Source organism: Pseudomonas fluorescens (assembly GCF_041354075.1).
Taxonomy (GTDB): Bacteria; Pseudomonadota; Gammaproteobacteria; order Pseudomonadales; family Pseudomonadaceae; genus Aquipseudomonas; species Aquipseudomonas fluorescens_CE.
Window position 1 is genome coordinate 12963 of the sequence record NZ_JARZGC010000027.1, and the last position, 15815, is coordinate 28777.

15 protein-coding genes are annotated in these 15815 nt (G+C 63.0%); 14 read left to right on the plus strand and 1 reads right to left on the minus strand.

Going from position 1 to position 15815, the window contains the following annotated elements; genetic code table 11:
* Window positions 1-44 precede the first annotated feature (44 nt).
* From QIW53_RS24410 to QIW53_RS24460, 11 genes are all read left to right on the plus strand, one after another.
* Complete coding sequence (locus QIW53_RS24410) at window positions 45-683, plus strand: MotA/TolQ/ExbB proton channel family protein (protein WP_371052119.1); 639 nt, start codon at window positions 45-47, stop codon at window positions 681-683.
* The gene (locus tag QIW53_RS24415) at window positions 680-1108 is read left to right on the plus strand and encodes an ExbD/TolR family protein (RefSeq protein ID WP_371052120.1); all 429 of its coding nucleotides are present in this window, start codon (window positions 680-682) and stop codon (window positions 1106-1108) included. Before QIW53_RS24410 ends, QIW53_RS24415 begins: the two co-directional genes overlap by 4 nt.
* Window positions 1108-2118: a tetraacyldisaccharide 4'-kinase gene (gene lpxK, locus QIW53_RS24420; RefSeq protein ID WP_371052121.1), complete on the plus strand. Its 1011-nt coding sequence runs from the start codon at window positions 1108-1110 to the stop codon at window positions 2116-2118. The genes QIW53_RS24415 and lpxK overlap by 1 nt, the downstream gene beginning before the upstream one ends.
* A 24-nt stretch (window positions 2119-2142) precedes the next feature.
* The gene (locus QIW53_RS24425) at window positions 2143-2328 is read left to right on the plus strand and encodes a Trm112 family protein (RefSeq protein WP_187677807.1); all 186 of its coding nucleotides are present in this window, start codon (window positions 2143-2145) and stop codon (window positions 2326-2328) included.
* Window positions 2325-3089 (plus strand): 3-deoxy-manno-octulosonate cytidylyltransferase, encoded by a 765-nt coding sequence (kdsB, locus tag QIW53_RS24430; RefSeq protein ID WP_371052122.1) that lies wholly within the window; start codon window positions 2325-2327, stop codon window positions 3087-3089. The genes QIW53_RS24425 and kdsB overlap by 4 nt, the downstream gene beginning before the upstream one ends.
* Entirely contained in the window at window positions 3089-3550 is a 462-nt protein-coding gene (locus QIW53_RS24435) for a low molecular weight protein-tyrosine-phosphatase (RefSeq protein ID WP_371052123.1), read from the plus strand. Before kdsB ends, QIW53_RS24435 begins: the two co-directional genes overlap by 1 nt.
* Window positions 3547-4566, plus strand: a complete 1020-nt coding sequence (gene murB, locus QIW53_RS24440; RefSeq protein ID WP_371052124.1) for a UDP-N-acetylmuramate dehydrogenase — start codon at window positions 3547-3549, stop codon at window positions 4564-4566. The genes QIW53_RS24435 and murB overlap by 4 nt, the downstream gene beginning before the upstream one ends.
* Window positions 4567-4814: 248 nt before the next feature.
* Entirely contained in the window at window positions 4815-5285 is a 471-nt protein-coding gene (locus tag QIW53_RS24445; protein ID WP_371052125.1) for a (2Fe-2S)-binding protein, read from the plus strand.
* The gene (locus QIW53_RS24450; RefSeq protein ID WP_371052126.1) at window positions 5282-7603 is read left to right on the plus strand and encodes a xanthine dehydrogenase family protein molybdopterin-binding subunit; all 2322 of its coding nucleotides are present in this window, start codon (window positions 5282-5284) and stop codon (window positions 7601-7603) included. The genes QIW53_RS24445 and QIW53_RS24450 overlap by 4 nt, the downstream gene beginning before the upstream one ends.
* The gene (locus QIW53_RS24455) at window positions 7603-8577 is read left to right on the plus strand and encodes an XdhC family protein (RefSeq protein WP_371052127.1); all 975 of its coding nucleotides are present in this window, start codon (window positions 7603-7605) and stop codon (window positions 8575-8577) included. Before QIW53_RS24450 ends, QIW53_RS24455 begins: the two co-directional genes overlap by 1 nt.
* On the plus strand, window positions 8574-9167 hold the full coding sequence (locus tag QIW53_RS24460; protein ID WP_371052128.1) for a nucleotidyltransferase family protein: 594 nt from the start codon (window positions 8574-8576) through the stop codon (window positions 9165-9167). Before QIW53_RS24455 ends, QIW53_RS24460 begins: the two co-directional genes overlap by 4 nt.
* Before the next feature lie 94 nt (window positions 9168-9261).
* Here QIW53_RS24460 and rne read toward each other — a convergent pair whose 3' ends face one another.
* The gene (rne, locus tag QIW53_RS24465; RefSeq protein WP_371052129.1) at window positions 9262-12468 is read right to left on the minus strand and encodes a ribonuclease E; all 3207 of its coding nucleotides are present in this window, start codon (window positions 12466-12468) and stop codon (window positions 9262-9264) included.
* Window positions 12469-13168: 700 nt separating this feature from the next.
* Here rne and rluC point away from each other — a divergent pair.
* The 3 genes from rluC to QIW53_RS24480 are packed head-to-tail and all read left to right on the plus strand — an operon-like array spanning window position 13169 to window position 15791.
* The gene (rluC, locus tag QIW53_RS24470; protein ID WP_371052130.1) at window positions 13169-14128 is read left to right on the plus strand and encodes a 23S rRNA pseudouridine(955/2504/2580) synthase RluC; all 960 of its coding nucleotides are present in this window, start codon (window positions 13169-13171) and stop codon (window positions 14126-14128) included.
* Window positions 14115-14777, plus strand: a complete 663-nt coding sequence (locus QIW53_RS24475) for an HAD-IA family hydrolase (RefSeq protein ID WP_371052131.1) — start codon at window positions 14115-14117, stop codon at window positions 14775-14777. The genes rluC and QIW53_RS24475 overlap by 14 nt, the downstream gene beginning before the upstream one ends.
* A gap of 24 nt (window positions 14778-14801) precedes the next feature.
* The gene (locus tag QIW53_RS24480) at window positions 14802-15791 is read left to right on the plus strand and encodes a S49 family peptidase (protein WP_371052132.1); all 990 of its coding nucleotides are present in this window, start codon (window positions 14802-14804) and stop codon (window positions 15789-15791) included.
* Window positions 15792-15815 lie beyond the last annotated feature (24 nt).

The following is a 15815-nucleotide window of genomic DNA, read 5'->3' on the forward strand; positions in this document are numbered from 1 at the left end:
CCCCCTATGTTAGAGTGGCGCACTTTTTCGAGGGGACTGACACTGTGTGGGAATTGGTCAAATCCGGCGGCTGGATGATGCTGCCGATCATTCTGAGTTCCATCGCGGCCATGGCGATCGTCGCCGAACGTCTGTGGACCCTGCGAGCCAGCCGCGTGACCCCGGAGCATCTGCTCGGCCAGGTCTGGGTGTGGATCAAGGACAAGCAGCTCAACAAGGAAAAGCTCAAGGAGCTGCGCGCCAACTCGCCCCTGGGTGAGATCCTGGCGGCAGGCCTGGCCAACTCCAAACACGGCCGCGAGATCATGAAGGAGTGCATCGAGGAAGCCGCGGCACGGGTCATTCACGAACTGGAACGCTACATCAATGCACTGGGCACCATTGCCGCCATGGCGCCTTTGCTGGGCCTGCTCGGCACCGTGCTGGGCATGATCGACATTTTCAGCGCCTTCATGGGCACGGGCATGACCACCAACGCGGCGGTGTTGGCCGGCGGTATTTCCAAGGCCTTGATCACCACGGCAGCGGGCCTGATGGTGGGTATTCCGGCAGTGTTCTTCCACCGATTCCTGCAACGCCGCATCGATGAACTGGTGGTGGGCATGGAGCAGGAAGCGATCAAGCTGGTCGAGGTGGTGCAGGGTGATCGCGACGTGGACTTGCACGAGGGTAAAAAAGCGTGAAATTCCGTCGCAAGCCACGGGAGAACGTAGACATCAACCTCGCGTCGCTGATCGACGTGGTGTTCATCCTGTTGCTGTTTTTCGTCGTGACCACAACCTTCACCCGTGAAACCCAGTTGCGCGTGGACTTGCCCGAAGCGGTCAGCGGTTCGCCCGCCGAAGACCAGGCGAAACATCTGGATGTGACCATCAGTGCCGACGGCGTGTTCTCGGTGAATAACCAGATCCTGCCAAAGAGCGATCTCGCCACCTTGATGGACGCCTTGCGGAAAGAGTCCGCTGGCGACACCAATCTGCCGCTGTCCATCAGCGCTGACGGCAAGACCCAGCACCAGTCGGTCATCACGGCCATGGATGCCGCCGGCAAGCTGGGCTTCAGCCATCTGCGCATGACCACAGTCGAGGCGGCGCCGCCCGCGCCCTGATGGCCATGTCCGATCGTTTGCTCGCCGCGTGGTATCAGGGGCATCCAGCCCTGAAATTGTTGCAGCCGCTGGAATGGTTGTACCGGCGCGTGGTCACCCGCAAGCGCGAACGCTTTCTGGCGGGTGAGGGTGAGATCTATCAGCCGCCGGTGCCCCTGATCGTGGTCGGTAACATCACCGTGGGCGGCACCGGCAAGACCCCGCTGATTCTGTGGATGATCCAGCACTGCCAGCGCAGCGGCCTGCGGGTCGGCGTGGTGAGTCGCGGTTACGGTGCCAGACCGCCACAACTGCCATGGCGCGTCGAAGCCGAGCAGGATGCCGCCGTGGCGGGCGACGAGCCATTGCTGATCGTCCAGCGTACCGGCGTGCCCTTGATGATCGATCCGGACCGCAGCCGCGCGGTCAAGGCGCTGTTGGCGAGCGAGCCGCTGGACCTGATCCTGTCCGATGACGGCATGCAGCATTATCGCCTGGCGCGGGACCTTGAACTGGTCCTGATCGACGCGGCCCGTGGCTTGGGCAATGGACGTTGCCTGCCCGCCGGCCCCCTGCGTGAGCCGGTCGAGCGCCTGCACAGCGTCGACGCCGTGCTGTACAACGGTGCCGCCCAGGACCGTGCGGACGGTTTTGCCTTTACCTTGCAACCCGGCGCGCTGGTCAATCTGCAGAGCGGCGAGCGGCGTGCCCTGGACCACTTCCCCGCCGGCCAGGCGCTGCATGCAGTGGCCGGCATCGGCAATCCGCAGCGTTTCTTCACCACCCTCGAAACGCTACACTGGCAGCCAGTGCCCCACGCGTTTGCCGATCACGCCGAATACAGCGTGCAGGCCTTGAATTTCACACCGTCATTGCCCGTGGTGATGACCGAAAAGGACGCGGTGAAGTGCCGCGCCTTCGCCGCCGCCGATTGGTGGTACCTGACAGTCGATGCTGCCCCCTCGCCGGCCTTCGTGGCCTGGTTCGATACGCAGTTGATGCGTCTGTTGCCGGCTCGTCTTTTGCCTTAAACCGTTGTTCTCCAGGGAATGCTCATGGACACCAAACTGCTCGACATCCTCGCTTGCCCGATCTGCAAAGGCCCGCTCAAGCTCAGCGCCGACAAAACCGAATTGATCAGCAAGGGCGCCGGCCTGGCGTACCCGATCCGCGACGGTATTCCGGTCATGCTCGAAACCGAAGCCCGTACCCTGACGACCGACGAGCGCCTGGATAAATGAGCGCAGCCTTTACCGTTGTCATTCCATCGCGTTATGCCTCCACCCGCTTGCCGGGCAAGCCGTTGCTGCTGATTGCCGGTAAGCCGATGATCCAGCATGTCTGGGAACAGGCGAGCAAGAGCAGTGCCCAGCGCGTGGTGGTGGCCACCGACGATGCGCGCATTGTCGAGGCCTGCAAGGGCTTTGGCGCCGAAGTGGTGCTGACCCGCGAAGATCACAATTCCGGCACCGACCGTCTGGCCGAAGTGGCGAGCCAACTGGGCCTGGCGCCTGATGCCATCGTGGTCAACGTTCAGGGGGACGAGCCGCTGATCCCGCCGAGCGTGATCGATCAGGTAGCCGCCAACCTGGCCGCACACACCGAAGCGCGCATGGCCACCCTGGCCGAGCCGATCGAAGACGTGGAAACCCTGTTCAACCCCAATGTGGTGAAGGTGGTCAGCGACCTCAACGGCCTGGCGCTGACCTTCAGTCGCGCGACCCTGCCTTGGGCCCGAGATGCGTTCGCCAAAAGCCGCGATCAGTTGCCAGAGGGCGTTCCGTATCGCCGTCATATCGGGATCTACGCCTACCGCGCCGGGTTCCTGCATGACTTCGTCAGCTGGGGGCCGTGCTGGCTGGAAAACACCGAATCCCTGGAGCAGCTGCGTGCCTTGTGGCATGGCGTGCGCATTCATGTCGCCGACGCGCTGATTGCGCCGCCGACCGGTGTCGATACCCCCGAAGACCTCGAACGCGTTCGTCGCCTGCTGGAGGCCTGATGCGGGTTCTGTTCGTCTGCCTCGGCAATATCTGCCGCTCACCTACAGCCGAAGGCGTGCTGCGCCACAAGCTGCGCGAAGCAGGTTTGGCCGATCAGGTCGAAGTGGCTTCAGCCGGTACCGGTGACTGGCACGTCGGCAAAGCGCCGGACAAGCGCAGCCAGGCGGCGGCCAGGCGTCGGGGTTACGACCTGTCTGCCCAGCGTGCGCAGCAAGTCACCCGTGCCGATTTCGCCACTTATGACCTGATCCTGGCCATGGATCACAGCAACCTGCGCAATCTGAAGGCCCTGCAACCGGCCACGGGCAAGGCCGAGCTGGACCTGTTCCTGCGGCGTTATCAATCGCCGGTCGACGAAGTTCCGGATCCGTACTACGACGACCAGGGATTTGATCAGGTGCTCGATCTGATCGAGGGTGCCACTGATCAATTGCTGATCGAATTGAAGGGCCGGTTATGAGTTTGCAGGTGCAGCGCGAGGTTTCCCTAAAGCCGTTCAACACCTTTGGCGTGGATGTCCGGGCCCGTTTGTTTGCAGAGGCCCGTAGCGATGCCGACGTGCGCCAGGCGCTGGCCTATGCCGAGGAGCAGGGAGTGCCGCTGTTGGTGATCGGCGGCGGCAGCAACCTGTTGCTCACCGCCGACATCCCGTCGCTGGTGCTGCGCATGGCCAGCCGGGGCATTCGTATCCTCGAGGACGACGGCAGTCGCGTCGTCATCGAAGCCGAAGCGGGCGAGCCCTGGCATCCGTTTGTGCTGCACACCCTCGCGCAGGGGTTGTCGGGGCTGGAAAACCTCAGCCTCATTCCCGGCACCGTTGGCGCCGCGCCGATGCAGAACATCGGCGCCTATGGCGTGGAAATCAAGGACGTGTTCGCCGGGCTGACCGCGCTGGATCGCCAGACCGGCGAGCTGCGTGACTTCACCCTGGACGAGTGCAACTTTGCCTACCGCGACAGCCTGTTCAAACAGCAACCAGCCCGCTGGTTGATCCTGCGGGTGCGGTTTGCCCTGAGCCGCATTGCGCACTTGCACCTGGAATACGGCCCGGTGCGTCAGCGCCTGACCGAACAGGGGGTCGACCAGCCAACCGCCACCGACGTCAGCCGGGCGATCTGCAGCATTCGCAGCGAAAAGCTGCCCGACCCGGCCGTGCTCGGCAATGCCGGCAGCTTTTTCAAGAACCCGCTGGTATCGGCCACGCTGGTCGCGCAACTCAAGGGCCAATACCCCGACCTGGTGGCTTACGCACAACCCGACGGCCAGATGAAACTGGCCGCCGGCTGGCTGATAGAGCGCGCCGGGTGGAAAGGTTTCCGCGACGCCGACGCCGGGGTGCACAAGGCCCAGGCGTTGGTGCTGGTCAACTATGGCAACGCAACAGGGCTGCAATTGCTCGATCTGGCTCAGCGCATTCAGAAAGACATTTCGGAGCGCTTCCATGTCGAGCTGGAAATGGAGCCAAACCGCTATTGAAGCTACGCTGTCAGGATTGATTTGAAAGCCCTGTACAACTTCCATTGTGCAGGGCTTTTTTGTTAATACTGGGTTAACTTGGTCAGCTAACGATACAAGCCATTTGCTCCACCAAAGGCCCGGTGCAGACGCTCGCGTCTACACAAGAGAGCCTGATTAGCCTGAGCCGATCTGCGTGACTGCACCCGCCGAACACCCGGCGGCAGATTGCTCGACCCCATAACCTTCATCTCTATGCGGGCGTGCCCATGATTACCCTCAAACTCAATGGTCAAGACCATCAACTCGACGTCTCCGAGGACATGCCGCTGCTCTGGGCGATCCGCGACGTGGCGGGTTACAACGGCACCAAATTCGGTTGTGGCATGGGCCTGTGCGGCGCTTGCACCATCCATATCGACGGTTCACCGGCGCGCAGCTGCATCACGCCGATCGGCTCGGTCGTCGGCCAGGACGTCACGACCATCGATAACCTGCACGCCGATCCGGTCGGCCAAGTCGTCCAGCAGGCTTGGCTGGACAGCGCCGTGGCGCAGTGTGGTTATTGCCAGGGCGGGCAAATCATGTCGGCGACGGCGCTGCTCAAGGCCAACCCGAACCCCAGCGACGAACAGATCGAGGAGGCCATGGTCGGCAACATCTGCCGGTGCGGCACCTACAACCGGATCAAGACCGCGATCCGCCAGGCCTCCACTCACCTGAAGGGGGCCAAGGCATGAGCCAGTTACCCAATGATTTTGCCCTGAGCAACCTCAGCCGCCGTGGCTTTCTCAAGGGCGTCGGTGCCACCAGTGCCCTGGTGATCGCCGCCAGTTGGGGCTGGCAGGACGCATTCGCCGCCGACCCGGAGAAAAAATTCGGCGCCGACGGCATGCCCAACGGCTGGATCGATGACCCGAAGGTCTACGTCAGTATTGCGACGGACGGCACAGTGACCGTGGTGTGCAACCGCTCGGAAATGGGCCAGGGCGTGCGCACCAGCCTGACCATGGTGGTCGCCGATGAGCTGGAGGCCGATTGGGCGCGGGTCAAGGTGCAGCAGGCACCGGGCGATGAAGTGCGTTTCGGCAACCAGGACACCGACGGCTCGCGCAGCATGCGCCACTGGTACGAACCCATGCGGCGTTGCGGTGCCGCTGCGCGGACCATGCTGGAGCAGGCGGCTGCCGACCAGTGGAAAGTCCCGGTCGGCGAGTGCCACGCCCAGCTGCATAAGGTCATCCACAAACCCAGCGGCCGGGAGCTGGGCTACGGCGAGCTGGCGGTCGCTGCGGCTGCATTGGCCGTGCCCGCCCGTGACGGCCTGCGACTCAAGCAACCGTCGGAGTTCCGTTACATCGGCAAGGAAAGCGCCCGGGCCATCGACGGTGCAGATATCGTCAATGGCCGCGCCATCTACGGCGCCGATGTGCATTTCGATGGCATGCTCTATGCCACCATCGCCCGTCCGGCGGTCTACGGCGGCAAGGTGAAGTCGCTGGACGACAGCGCGGCGCTGAAGGTCCCCGGGGTGATCAAGGTCCTGCAGATCGAAAGCCGGCCATTGCCCTCGGAGTTCCAGCCGCTCGGCGGCGTGGCGGTGGTGGCCAGCAACACCTGGGCCGCCATCAAGGGGCGCGAGGCGCTGAAGATCGAGTGGGACGACGGCCCCAATGCCAGTTACGACTCGATTGCCTACCGCAAGGAGTTGGAAGCAGCATCCCTGAAACCGGGCAAGGTGGTGCGCAACACCGGCGACATCGACAAGGCGCTCGGCAGCGCCGACAGCACGCTGGAAGCGTCGTACTACCTGCCGCACCTGTCGCAATCGCCGATGGAGCCGATGGTCGCCATCGCCCGCTTCAAGGACGGCGTCTGCGAAGCCTGGGGGCCGAGCCAGGCACCGCAGGTTACCCGCGAGCGGATCGGCGAACGCCTAGGGCTTCCCTTCGACAACGTGACCTTCAACGTCACCTTGCTCGGTGGTGGCTTCGGGCGAAAATCCAAGCCGGACTTCATCATCGAAGCGGCCGTACTCGCCAAGGAGTTTCCCGGCAAGGCCGTGCGGGTGCAATGGACCCGCGAAGACGACATCCATAACTCCTACTTCCATACGGTCTCGGCCGAATACCTGAAGGCCGGTCTGAACAAGGACGGTCTGCCGTCCGGTTGGCTGCACCGCACCGTGGCACCGAGCATTACCGCCTTGTTCGCGCCGGGCATGAACCACGAGGCCGCCTTCGAGCTGGGCATGGGGTTCACCAACATGGCCTACTCGATTCCCAACGTGCGTCTGGAAAACCCGGAAGCCGTGGTGCACACCCGGGTTGGCTGGTATCGCTCGGTGTCGAACATTCCCCACGGTTTTGCGATTCAGAGCTTTGTCGATGAACTGGCGCACAAGGCCGGCGAGGACCCGCTCAAGTACCAGATCAAGTTGCTCGGTCCCGATCGTCAGATCGACCCACGCACCTTGAGTGAAGAATGGAACTACGGCGAGTCGCCCGAGCGCTATCCGATCGATACCGGGCGCATGCGCACGGTCCTGGAAACCGCCGCGAAAGCCGCCGGTTGGGGGCGCAAGCTGCCGAAGGGGCGAGGCCTGGGCCTGGCGGTGCACTACAGCTTCGTCACCTACGTGGCGGCGGTGATTGAAGTCGAGGTCAAGGACGACGGCACGCTGATCGTGCACAAGGCCGACATCGCGGTGGACTGCGGTCCACAGATCAACCCCGAGCGGATCCGCTCGCAGTTCGAAGGCGCTTGCGTGATGGGTCTGGGCAACGCGGTACTGGGGGAGATCAGCTTCAAGGACGGCAAGGTCCAGCAGGACAACTTCCACATGTACGAAGTGGCGCGCATGTCCCTGGCGCCCAAGGAAGTCGCGGTGCACCTGGTCACACCACCGGGCGTGGTGCCGCTGGGCGGTGTCGGCGAGCCGGGCGTACCACCGATTGCCCCGGCGCTGTGCAACGCGATCTTCGCCGCGACGGGCCAGCGCATTCGTAACTTGCCGGTTCGCTTCCAGTTGCAGGGTTGGCAGAAGGCGCAGGCGTAATGGACAGCGTCGATCTGAATGTCTTGCGCAGCGTGTTGCAATGGCGCCAGGCCGGTCAGCGAGTGATGCTGTACAGCGTGGTCCAGACCTGGGGCACCGCGCCCCGGGCGCCTGGCGCCATGCTGGCCTTGCGCGAGGATGGCGTGGTGATTGGCTCGGTGTCCGGTGGCTGTATCGAGGACGATCTGATCGCCCGTCTGCACGACGGGCGAATTCCGCCTGACGGGCCGGCCGTGCAACTGATCACCTATGGCGTCTCGCTCGAGGAGGCCGCACGCTTTGGTTTGCCGTGCGGCGGTACCTTGCGCCTGACCGAGGAGCGCGTCGGCGACCCGGCCTGGGTGGCCGAACTGCTGGCGCGCTGCGAAGCCCATGAAATCGTTGCGCGCACGCTGCAGATTGCCACCGGCGAAGTCCGATTGCAGCCTGCGGCCAAGGGCGACGTACTGAGCTTTGACGGCCACACGCTGCGGGCGATCTACGGTCCGCGCTGGCGCTTGTTGTTGATCGGTGCGGGGCAACTGTCGCGGTACGTGGCCGAGATGGCGCGGTTGCTGGATTTCGAAGTGCTGATCTGCGACCCGCGCACGGAGTTCGTCTACGGCTGGGAGGAACAGCACGGCCGTTTCGTCTCCGGTATGCCCGACGAAGCCGTGCTGAACATCCAGACCGACGAACGCACGGCCATCGTCGCCTTGACCCACGATCCGCGCCTGGATGATATGGCACTGCTCACGGCCCTCGATTCCCGGGCCTTTTATGTCGGTGCGTTGGGCTCGCGGGTCAACAGTCGCAAGCGTCGGGAAAATCTGGCTCAGCTAGGCTTGTCTCAAACCGCCATCGACCGTTTGCATGGCCCGATCGGTTTGCACATTGGCAGCCATTCACCGGCGGAGATCGCCTTGTCGCTGCTGGCCGAGATCGTGGCGATCAAGAATGGCGTGGAGCTGAAACAGAAGAAGGAGAGCGTATGAGCGAGCCTGTGGGTGTCATCGTCCTGGCCGCAGGGCAGGGCGCCCGGTTCAGGCAGGTCGCGGGTGCCGACAGGGACAAGTTGCTGGCCGACTGCACGGGGCGTGATGGTGCCGTTCGTTCGGTGATCGAGCAGGTGCTGCTCAGCGTACCGGTGAACCTGGCGAAGCGTGTGCTGGTGACCACCGGGGATCGCCCGCAGGTGATTCGCATGGCCCAGGCCTACGGTTTCGAGATTGTGTTGATCGAATCGACCGGCATGGGCGACAGCCTTGCGGCGGGCGTCGCGGCCTGCCCACAGCTGGGAGGGTGGTTGATCCTGCTGGGTGACATGCCGTTCATCCTGCCATCCACGGTGGAGCGGGTGCTGGCGGGGCTGACGGAGGAGGGGATCAGTGTTCCGTTGATCAATGGCGAGTACGGCCATCCGGTGGGGTTTGGACGCCGGTTCGGGCCGGCCTTGATGGCGCTGTCGGGAGACCGGGGAGCGAAAGCGTTGTTTGCCTCGGCGAAGGTGGTCGAGGTGCAAGTGGATGATTGCGGCGTACTGTGGGATGTGGATGTGCCGGACAGGTTGGTGTTCACCGGATAATCCCCCACAACGGGCAAAGCGCGGCACGGGGGACGGCAGCATAAAAAAGCCCCGCCTGGCATCACCGGGCGGGGCTTTTTAGTCGCTGCAGGAATCAGACGAGCGGTTTAGGCTCGTGTTCCTTTTCCTGAGCTTCGTGCTGCACGAGCGCTTCCTGTACGGAGCGCGGCGCTTCGTGGATCACCGATTCAGCCGTCTCAGCGGGGGCCTCGACGACCGGGGCAGGGGCTGCCTCGGCTACTTCGGCAACTGGCTCGTCAGCGACGACGGCTGCGACCGGAGCGGCAGCGGCGGCCAGTTCGGCTTCCTTCTGCAGACGCTCTTCCTCACGCTTGCGACGACGCACTTCACGTGGATCGTTCGGCGCGCGACCGCTTGGCGTCAGGGCGCTGACAGGGGCCGCCTCGACCGCCGGAGCAGGCTCCTCGACAACCACCGGTGCTTCCACCACGGGTGCCGGCTCGGCAGCTGCCACCACAGGTTCGGAAACCAGGGCTTGGGCTGTTTCAGGCTCGGCAACCGGCGCTGGAGCAGGGGTTTCAACGACAGCGGGCTCAGCCACCCAGTTGAATGCCGTCTGCTCTTCACGCACTTCGCGCACGGTTTCGGTCACTGTCTCAGCAGCCACCTCAGGCGCCACTTCAATGGTTGGCTCCGCGACCACGGCAGGCGCTTCGACGACCACAGTCGGCTCAGCTTCGGCCGCAGGCTGTGCATCCACAACCGGTGCCACTTCGATTTCCGGGGCGGCAGTCGCTTCCACCGGGGTGGTCGCTTCAACGACCGGCGCTTCGACTGGGGCAGTTTCCAGTGTGGCGGCAGTGGCACGTTCAGCCTGCTCGTGGGCCTGAGCTTCGGCTGGAGCGCTGATCACGGTGCTGGCAACGGCGGCGGTCACTGCCAGGCCTGCGGCCAGGTCGGCGGCGCTGGGTGCTTCGCTGCCTTCAGCGGATTCCGCTTCTTCCGAACCTTCGATCAGGTTGCCGTTGGCATCGCGCTGACGCTCGCGGCGGTTGCTGCGGCGACGCTGGCCACGGGAGCGGCGGCGTGGACGATCGCCTTCGGCGTTCTCCTGGCCGTCTTCCGACAGTTGCTCTTCGTTGCCGGTCAGTTCTTCTTCGGCCACGGCAGCCGCTTGCTCTGCGCGCGGTTGACGTTCTTCACGCGGTGGGCGCGGAGCCCGCTCCTCGCGTGGCTGACGGGCTGGACGCTCTTCAGCGGTCACGGCAGCAGCAGCGGTCTCCGGCGCAGCAGCATCCAGAGGCTCGCGCAGTACACGAACCCGCTCTTCACGCTCGCCGCGAGGCTTGCGATCTTCGCGAGGGGCGCGCGGTGCACGTTCTTCACGCGGGGCACGTGGAGCACGTTCTTCGCGGGCGGCCGGGGCTTCCTCACGGGCTTCACGCGGCTCGCGCGGGGCGCGTTCTTCACGCGGCGCACGTTCCTCGCGAGGTTTGCGCTCTTCATCGCGGCGACCGTTACGGTTGCGGCTCTGCTGACGACCGTTGCGACGTTCTTCGTTGCGTGCCGGGCGTTCGGCAGCGGCTGGTTTGGCAACCACGGCTGGCGCGACAGGCTCTTCCTTGGTGGCAAACAGGCTGACCAGCGACTTCACCAGGCCCTTGAACAGGCTTGGCTCTGGCGCGGCGGCCGGCGCAGCCACCGGTGCGGCAGGCACGTCGGTCGGAACCGGAGCGTTGGCGCGGGCCGGCGCAGTCTTGACCGCCGCTTCCTGGCGAACCAGGGTGCGGGTGGCAGCGGCTGGCTGGACTTCCTCGACTTCGGCGGCGGCCGCAGCGATTTCGTAGCTGGACTGGTTGTTGGCCGCTTCCGGGCTGTCATCGCGCAGGCGCTGAACTTCGAAGTGCGGCGTTTCCAGGTGATCGTTCGGCAGAATGACGATACGGGCACGGGTGCGCAGTTCGATCTTGGTGATCGAGTTGCGTTTTTCGTTGAGCAGGAAAGCTGCAACCGGAATCGGCACCTGCGCGCGAACTTCGGCGGTACGGTCTTTCAGGGCTTCTTCTTCGATCAGGCGCAAGATCGCCAGGGACAGCGATTCGACGTCGCGGATGATGCCGGTGCCGCTGCAGCGCGGGCAGACGATGCCGCTGCTTTCGCCCAGCGATGGACGCAGGCGCTGACGGGACATTTCCAGCAGGCCGAAGCGCGAGATGCGACCGACTTGCACGCGAGCGCGGTCGGCTTCCAGGCATTCGCGGACTTTCTCTTCCACGGCGCGCTGGTTCTTGGCAGGGGTCATGTCGATGAAGTCGATGACGATCAGGCCGCCGATGTCGCGCAGGCGCAACTGACGGGCGATTTCTTCGGCGGCTTCAAGGTTGGTCTGCAGGGCGGTTTCTTCGATGTCGCTGCCTTTGGTGGCGCGCGCCGAGTTGATGTCGATGGACACCAGGGCTTCGGTCGGATCGATGACGATGGAGCCGCCGGAAGGCAGTTCAACGACGCGCTGGAAAGCGGTCTCGATCTGGCTTTCGATCTGGAAACGGTTGAACAGCGGAACGCTATCTTCGTACAGCTTGATCTTGCTGGCGTACTGCGGCATCACCTGGCGAATGAAGGTCAGGGCTTCGTCCTGGGCTTCAACGCTGTCGATCAGCACTTCGCCGATGTCCTGGCGCAGGTAGTCGCGGATGGCGCGAATGATCACGTTGCTTTCCTGATAGATCAGGAATGGAGCGGAGCGATCCAGCGAGGCTTCCTTGATGGCGGTCCAGAGTTGCAGCAGGTAGTCGAGGTCCCACTGCATTTCTTCGCTGCTGCGGCCCAGGCCGGCGGTGCGCACGATCAGACCCATGTCGGCAGGTGCAACCAGGCCATTGAGGGCTTCGCGCAGTTCGTTGCGCTCTTCGCCTTCGATGCGACGGGAGATGCCGCCGGCACGCGGGTTGTTCGGCATCAGGACCAGGTAACGGCCCGCCAGGCTGATGAAGGTGGTCAGGGCAGCGCCCTTGTTGCCACGTTCTTCTTTTTCGACCTGAACGATGACTTCCTGGCCTTCGCTCAGGACGTCCTTGATGTTGACGCGGCCTTCAGGGGCTTTCCTGAAGTATTCGCGGGAGATTTCCTTGAGGGGCAGGAAGCCGTGGCGCTCGGAGCCGAAATCGACAAAGGCAGCCTCGAGGCTCGGTTCGATGCGAGTAATCCGGCCTTTGTAGATGTTGGCCTTCTTCTGCTCGCGTGCACCGGATTCGATGTCCAGGTCGTAGAGGCGTTGGCCATCTACCAGTGCAACACGCAACTCTTCGGGTTGAGTTGCGTTAATCAGCATTCTTTTCATGTAGTACCGTCGGTTTCCGGGCTGCCGGAAACGGCGTTCGGCACACACGACTTCTCACGGTCGGTGTCAGGTGCGTCGGGAATGGTTGGCCAGTCCCGTGTCCAGCGAGGTCCGGCCAATGTGGGCCTTCGTCGCGACGTACGCGTCCTGCTTGCTGTGGCTACTTAAGCACTCAGTCAGGAGGAGGAATCAACCGGCGGCTGTGGACGAGATGAAGCGTCTAGATAAAGCCTATTGCTACACAGTCCAGCGGTTGTGCATCTCCACCCTACACGTATCCCTGATAATTCGGGTGCTGCCGCGCGCAGAATCCGCAGCGGGTTGGCATTTACCGTGAGCTCCGAAAGGGGAGGTCACGCATCATGGCTAATTTAGGCGTTGTTTCCGAAGCTCTCGCTCGGGGTCATCCGCAGCTGACTGCACTTTGTGAACTGGCCGTGAATATGGCGCGCGCAGCGAGTCAAAACTCTGCTTTGCGGCGTGATTCAGGCCTCATGTCACCTGCGCTCGTTACACCTGCAAACTCCACCGTTACGTAGCGAAAGCCCCGTAGGACGGCCTCGCGTCCTGGTGAATTGCTTTGGTCAGGGCCGGTTTTTGACCGTTAATCCGCTGTCCAGGCCGCTTTTGGCGGCGTTCGCGACTATAGCAGTAATGATTAAGTGCTTCAATTCCATAAAAAATTGATATCATCCGCGCCATGACGACTACTGCCCCCTCGACTCCAGGCGTACAACTGCTTGAGGTCTCGCCGGAATATGCCGGCCAACGTATTGACAACTTCCTTCTCGCTCGGCTCAAAGGCGTGCCCAAGACCTTGATTTACCGCATTTTGCGCAAGGGCGAAGTGCGAGTGAACAAAGGTCGGATCAAGCCCGAATACAAGCTGCAGGCGGGCGATATCGTGCGCGTCCCGCCGGTTCGCGTGCCGGAGCGCGACGAGCCGGTGCCGCTGGCGCAGGGCTTGCTGCAACGTCTCGAGGCCTCGATCGTGTTCGAGGACAAGGCGCTGATCGTGATCAACAAGCCGGCCGGCATTGCGGTTCACGGCGGCAGCGGCTTGAACTACGGCGTCATCGAAGCCTTTCGTCAGTTGCGTCCCGATGCCAAGGAGCTCGAGCTGGTGCACCGGCTCGACCGCGACACCTCCGGCCTGCTGATGATCGCCAAAAAGCGCAGCATGTTGCGCCATTTGCACGCCGCCTTGCGCGGCGATGGCGTCGACAAGCGCTACATGGCGCTGGTCCGTGGCAACTGGGCCACCTCGATCAAGCAGGTTCGCGCACCGTTGCAGAAGAGCAATCTGCGCTCCGGTGAACGTATGGTCGAAGTCGATGAAGAGGGCAAGGAAGCGCTGACCGTGTTCAAGGTGCTGCGTCGTTTTGGCGATTTTGCCACCCTGATCGAAGCCAAGCCGGTGACCGGTCGCACCCATCAGATCCGCGTGCACACCTTGCACGCCGGGCATTGCATTGCGGGCGACAGCAAGTATGGCGACGAAGCATTCAGCAAGGAAATTCGCGATCTGGGCGGCAAGCGCCTGTTCCTGCATGCCTACATGCTGACCGTGCCGTTGCCTGATGGTGGCGAGCTGAAGCTGCAGGCTCCCGTCGACGAAATGTGGGCCAAGACCGTGGAGCGTTTGAGTGAGCCACTCTGATTACAAGCTCCTGATCTTCGATTGGGACGGCACGCTCGCCGATTCCATCAGTCGGATCGTCGAGGCGATGCATGTCGCGTCCGAGCGCTCCGGCTTTGAGTTGCGTGATGATCTTGCCGTGAAGGGCATCATTGGCCTGGGTCTGCCGGAAGCCATCCGTACGTTGTATCCGGACATTGGTGACGATCAGCTCATCGACTTTCGCCAGCACTATGCCGACCACTACATCGCCGCAGAAGCCGTGCCTTCGCCATTGTTCGAGGGTGTGGTGGAGTCGATGGAAGCATTTCGTGCCCAGGGCTATCACCTGGCCGTCGCAACGGGCAAGGCTCGTCGCGGGCTGGATCGGGTGCTGAAGGCGCATGGTTGGGAAGACTATTTCGACATCACCCGTGCGGCCGACGAAACCGCCAGCAAGCCCCATCCGCTGATGCTTGAGCAGATCCTTGCGCACTGTAACCTTCGTCCCGGGCAAGCGTTGATGGTCGGCGATTCGTCATTCGACCTGCAGATGGCGCGCAATGCCGGCATGGATTCGGTGGCGGTGAGCTACGGCGCGCAGTCCATCGACGCCTTGAAACTGTTCGAGCCGGCGCTGGCCATCGATCATTTTTCAGAATTGAACGCCTGGCTGAATCAGCGGGCCTAATGGATTTTTGCTGGGGTAGAAGGCATGACCGACGAATGGAAGGCGCCCGCCAAAGTGGATGCGCAAAGCGGTGACGAGAAAAGCTGGAAGCTGCTGGAGAAGACCTTGCTGGCCGGTGTTCAGGAGCAGCGTCGCTCCCGTCGCTGGGGAATTTTCTTCAAGCTGCTGACCTTTGTGTACCTGTTCGTCGCGTTGGCCCTGTTCACACCCCTGATGGACATGGAGAAAGCGGCCAGCCGTGGCGCCAGCTACACGGCGCTGATCGACGTGAACGGCATGATCGCCGACAAGGAGCCCGCCAGCGCGGACAATATCGTTGGCAGCCTGCGGGCGGCCTTCGACGATGACAAGGTCAAGGGCGTGATCCTGCGGATCAACAGTCCGGGCGGCAGTCCGGTGCAGTCGGGTTATGTCTATGACGAGATTCGTCGCCTGCGTGGTTTGCACCCTGACACCAAGCTGTATGCGGTGATTTCCGATCTGGGGGCGTCCGGCGCCTACTACATCGCCAGTGCGGCCGACCAGATTTACGCCGACAAGGCGAGTCTGGTGGGCTCCATCGGCGTCACGGCGGCCGGTTACGGTTTTGTTGGCACCATGGAAAAGCTCGGTGTCGAGCGTCGTACCTACACCTCCGGCGAGCACAAGTCGTTTCTCGATCCGTTCCAGCCGCAGAAGCCTGAAGAGACTGCCTTCTGGCAGGGCGTGCTCGACACCACCCACAAACAGTTCATCAACAGCGTCAAGCAGGGGCGTGGCGACCGCCTGAAGGATAAAGAGCATCCCGAGCTGTTCTCCGGGCTGGTCTGGTCCGGTGAGCAGGCGCTGCCGCTGGGCTTGATCGATGGCCTGGGCAATGCCAGTTCGGTGGCGCGTGATGTGATTGGCGAGAAAGAGCTGGTGGATTTCACCGTTCAGGAGTCGCCGTTCGATCGCTTCTCGAAGAAACTCGGCGCCAGTGTGGCCGAGCAATTGGCGATGTGGATGGGTTTTCAGGGGCCTGCGCTGCGCTGATTGACGGATTGCATGAAAAAAAGC

Coding starts and splice junctions, on each gene's coding strand:
- QIW53_RS24455 (WP_371052127.1), top strand. CDS start 7,603: ATGGACAGCGTCGATCTGAATGTCTTGCGCAGCGTGTTGCAATGGCGC.
- rluC (WP_371052130.1), top strand. CDS start 13,169: ATGACGACTACTGCCCCCTCGACTCCAGGCGTACAACTGCTTGAGGTC.
- rne (WP_371052129.1), bottom strand. CDS start 12,468: ATGAAAAGAATGCTGATTAACGCAACTCAACCCGAAGAGTTGCGTGTT.
- QIW53_RS24425 (WP_187677807.1), top strand. CDS start 2,143: ATGGACACCAAACTGCTCGACATCCTCGCTTGCCCGATCTGCAAAGGC.
- kdsB (WP_371052122.1), top strand. CDS start 2,325: ATGAGCGCAGCCTTTACCGTTGTCATTCCATCGCGTTATGCCTCCACC.
- lpxK (WP_371052121.1), top strand. CDS start 1,108: ATGGCCATGTCCGATCGTTTGCTCGCCGCGTGGTATCAGGGGCATCCA.
- QIW53_RS24435 (WP_371052123.1), top strand. CDS start 3,089: ATGCGGGTTCTGTTCGTCTGCCTCGGCAATATCTGCCGCTCACCTACA.
- QIW53_RS24460 (WP_371052128.1), top strand. CDS start 8,574: ATGAGCGAGCCTGTGGGTGTCATCGTCCTGGCCGCAGGGCAGGGCGCC.
- QIW53_RS24445 (WP_371052125.1), top strand. CDS start 4,815: ATGATTACCCTCAAACTCAATGGTCAAGACCATCAACTCGACGTCTCC.
- QIW53_RS24450 (WP_371052126.1), top strand. CDS start 5,282: ATGAGCCAGTTACCCAATGATTTTGCCCTGAGCAACCTCAGCCGCCGT.
- murB (WP_371052124.1), top strand. CDS start 3,547: ATGAGTTTGCAGGTGCAGCGCGAGGTTTCCCTAAAGCCGTTCAACACC.
- QIW53_RS24480 (WP_371052132.1), top strand. CDS start 14,802: ATGACCGACGAATGGAAGGCGCCCGCCAAAGTGGATGCGCAAAGCGGT.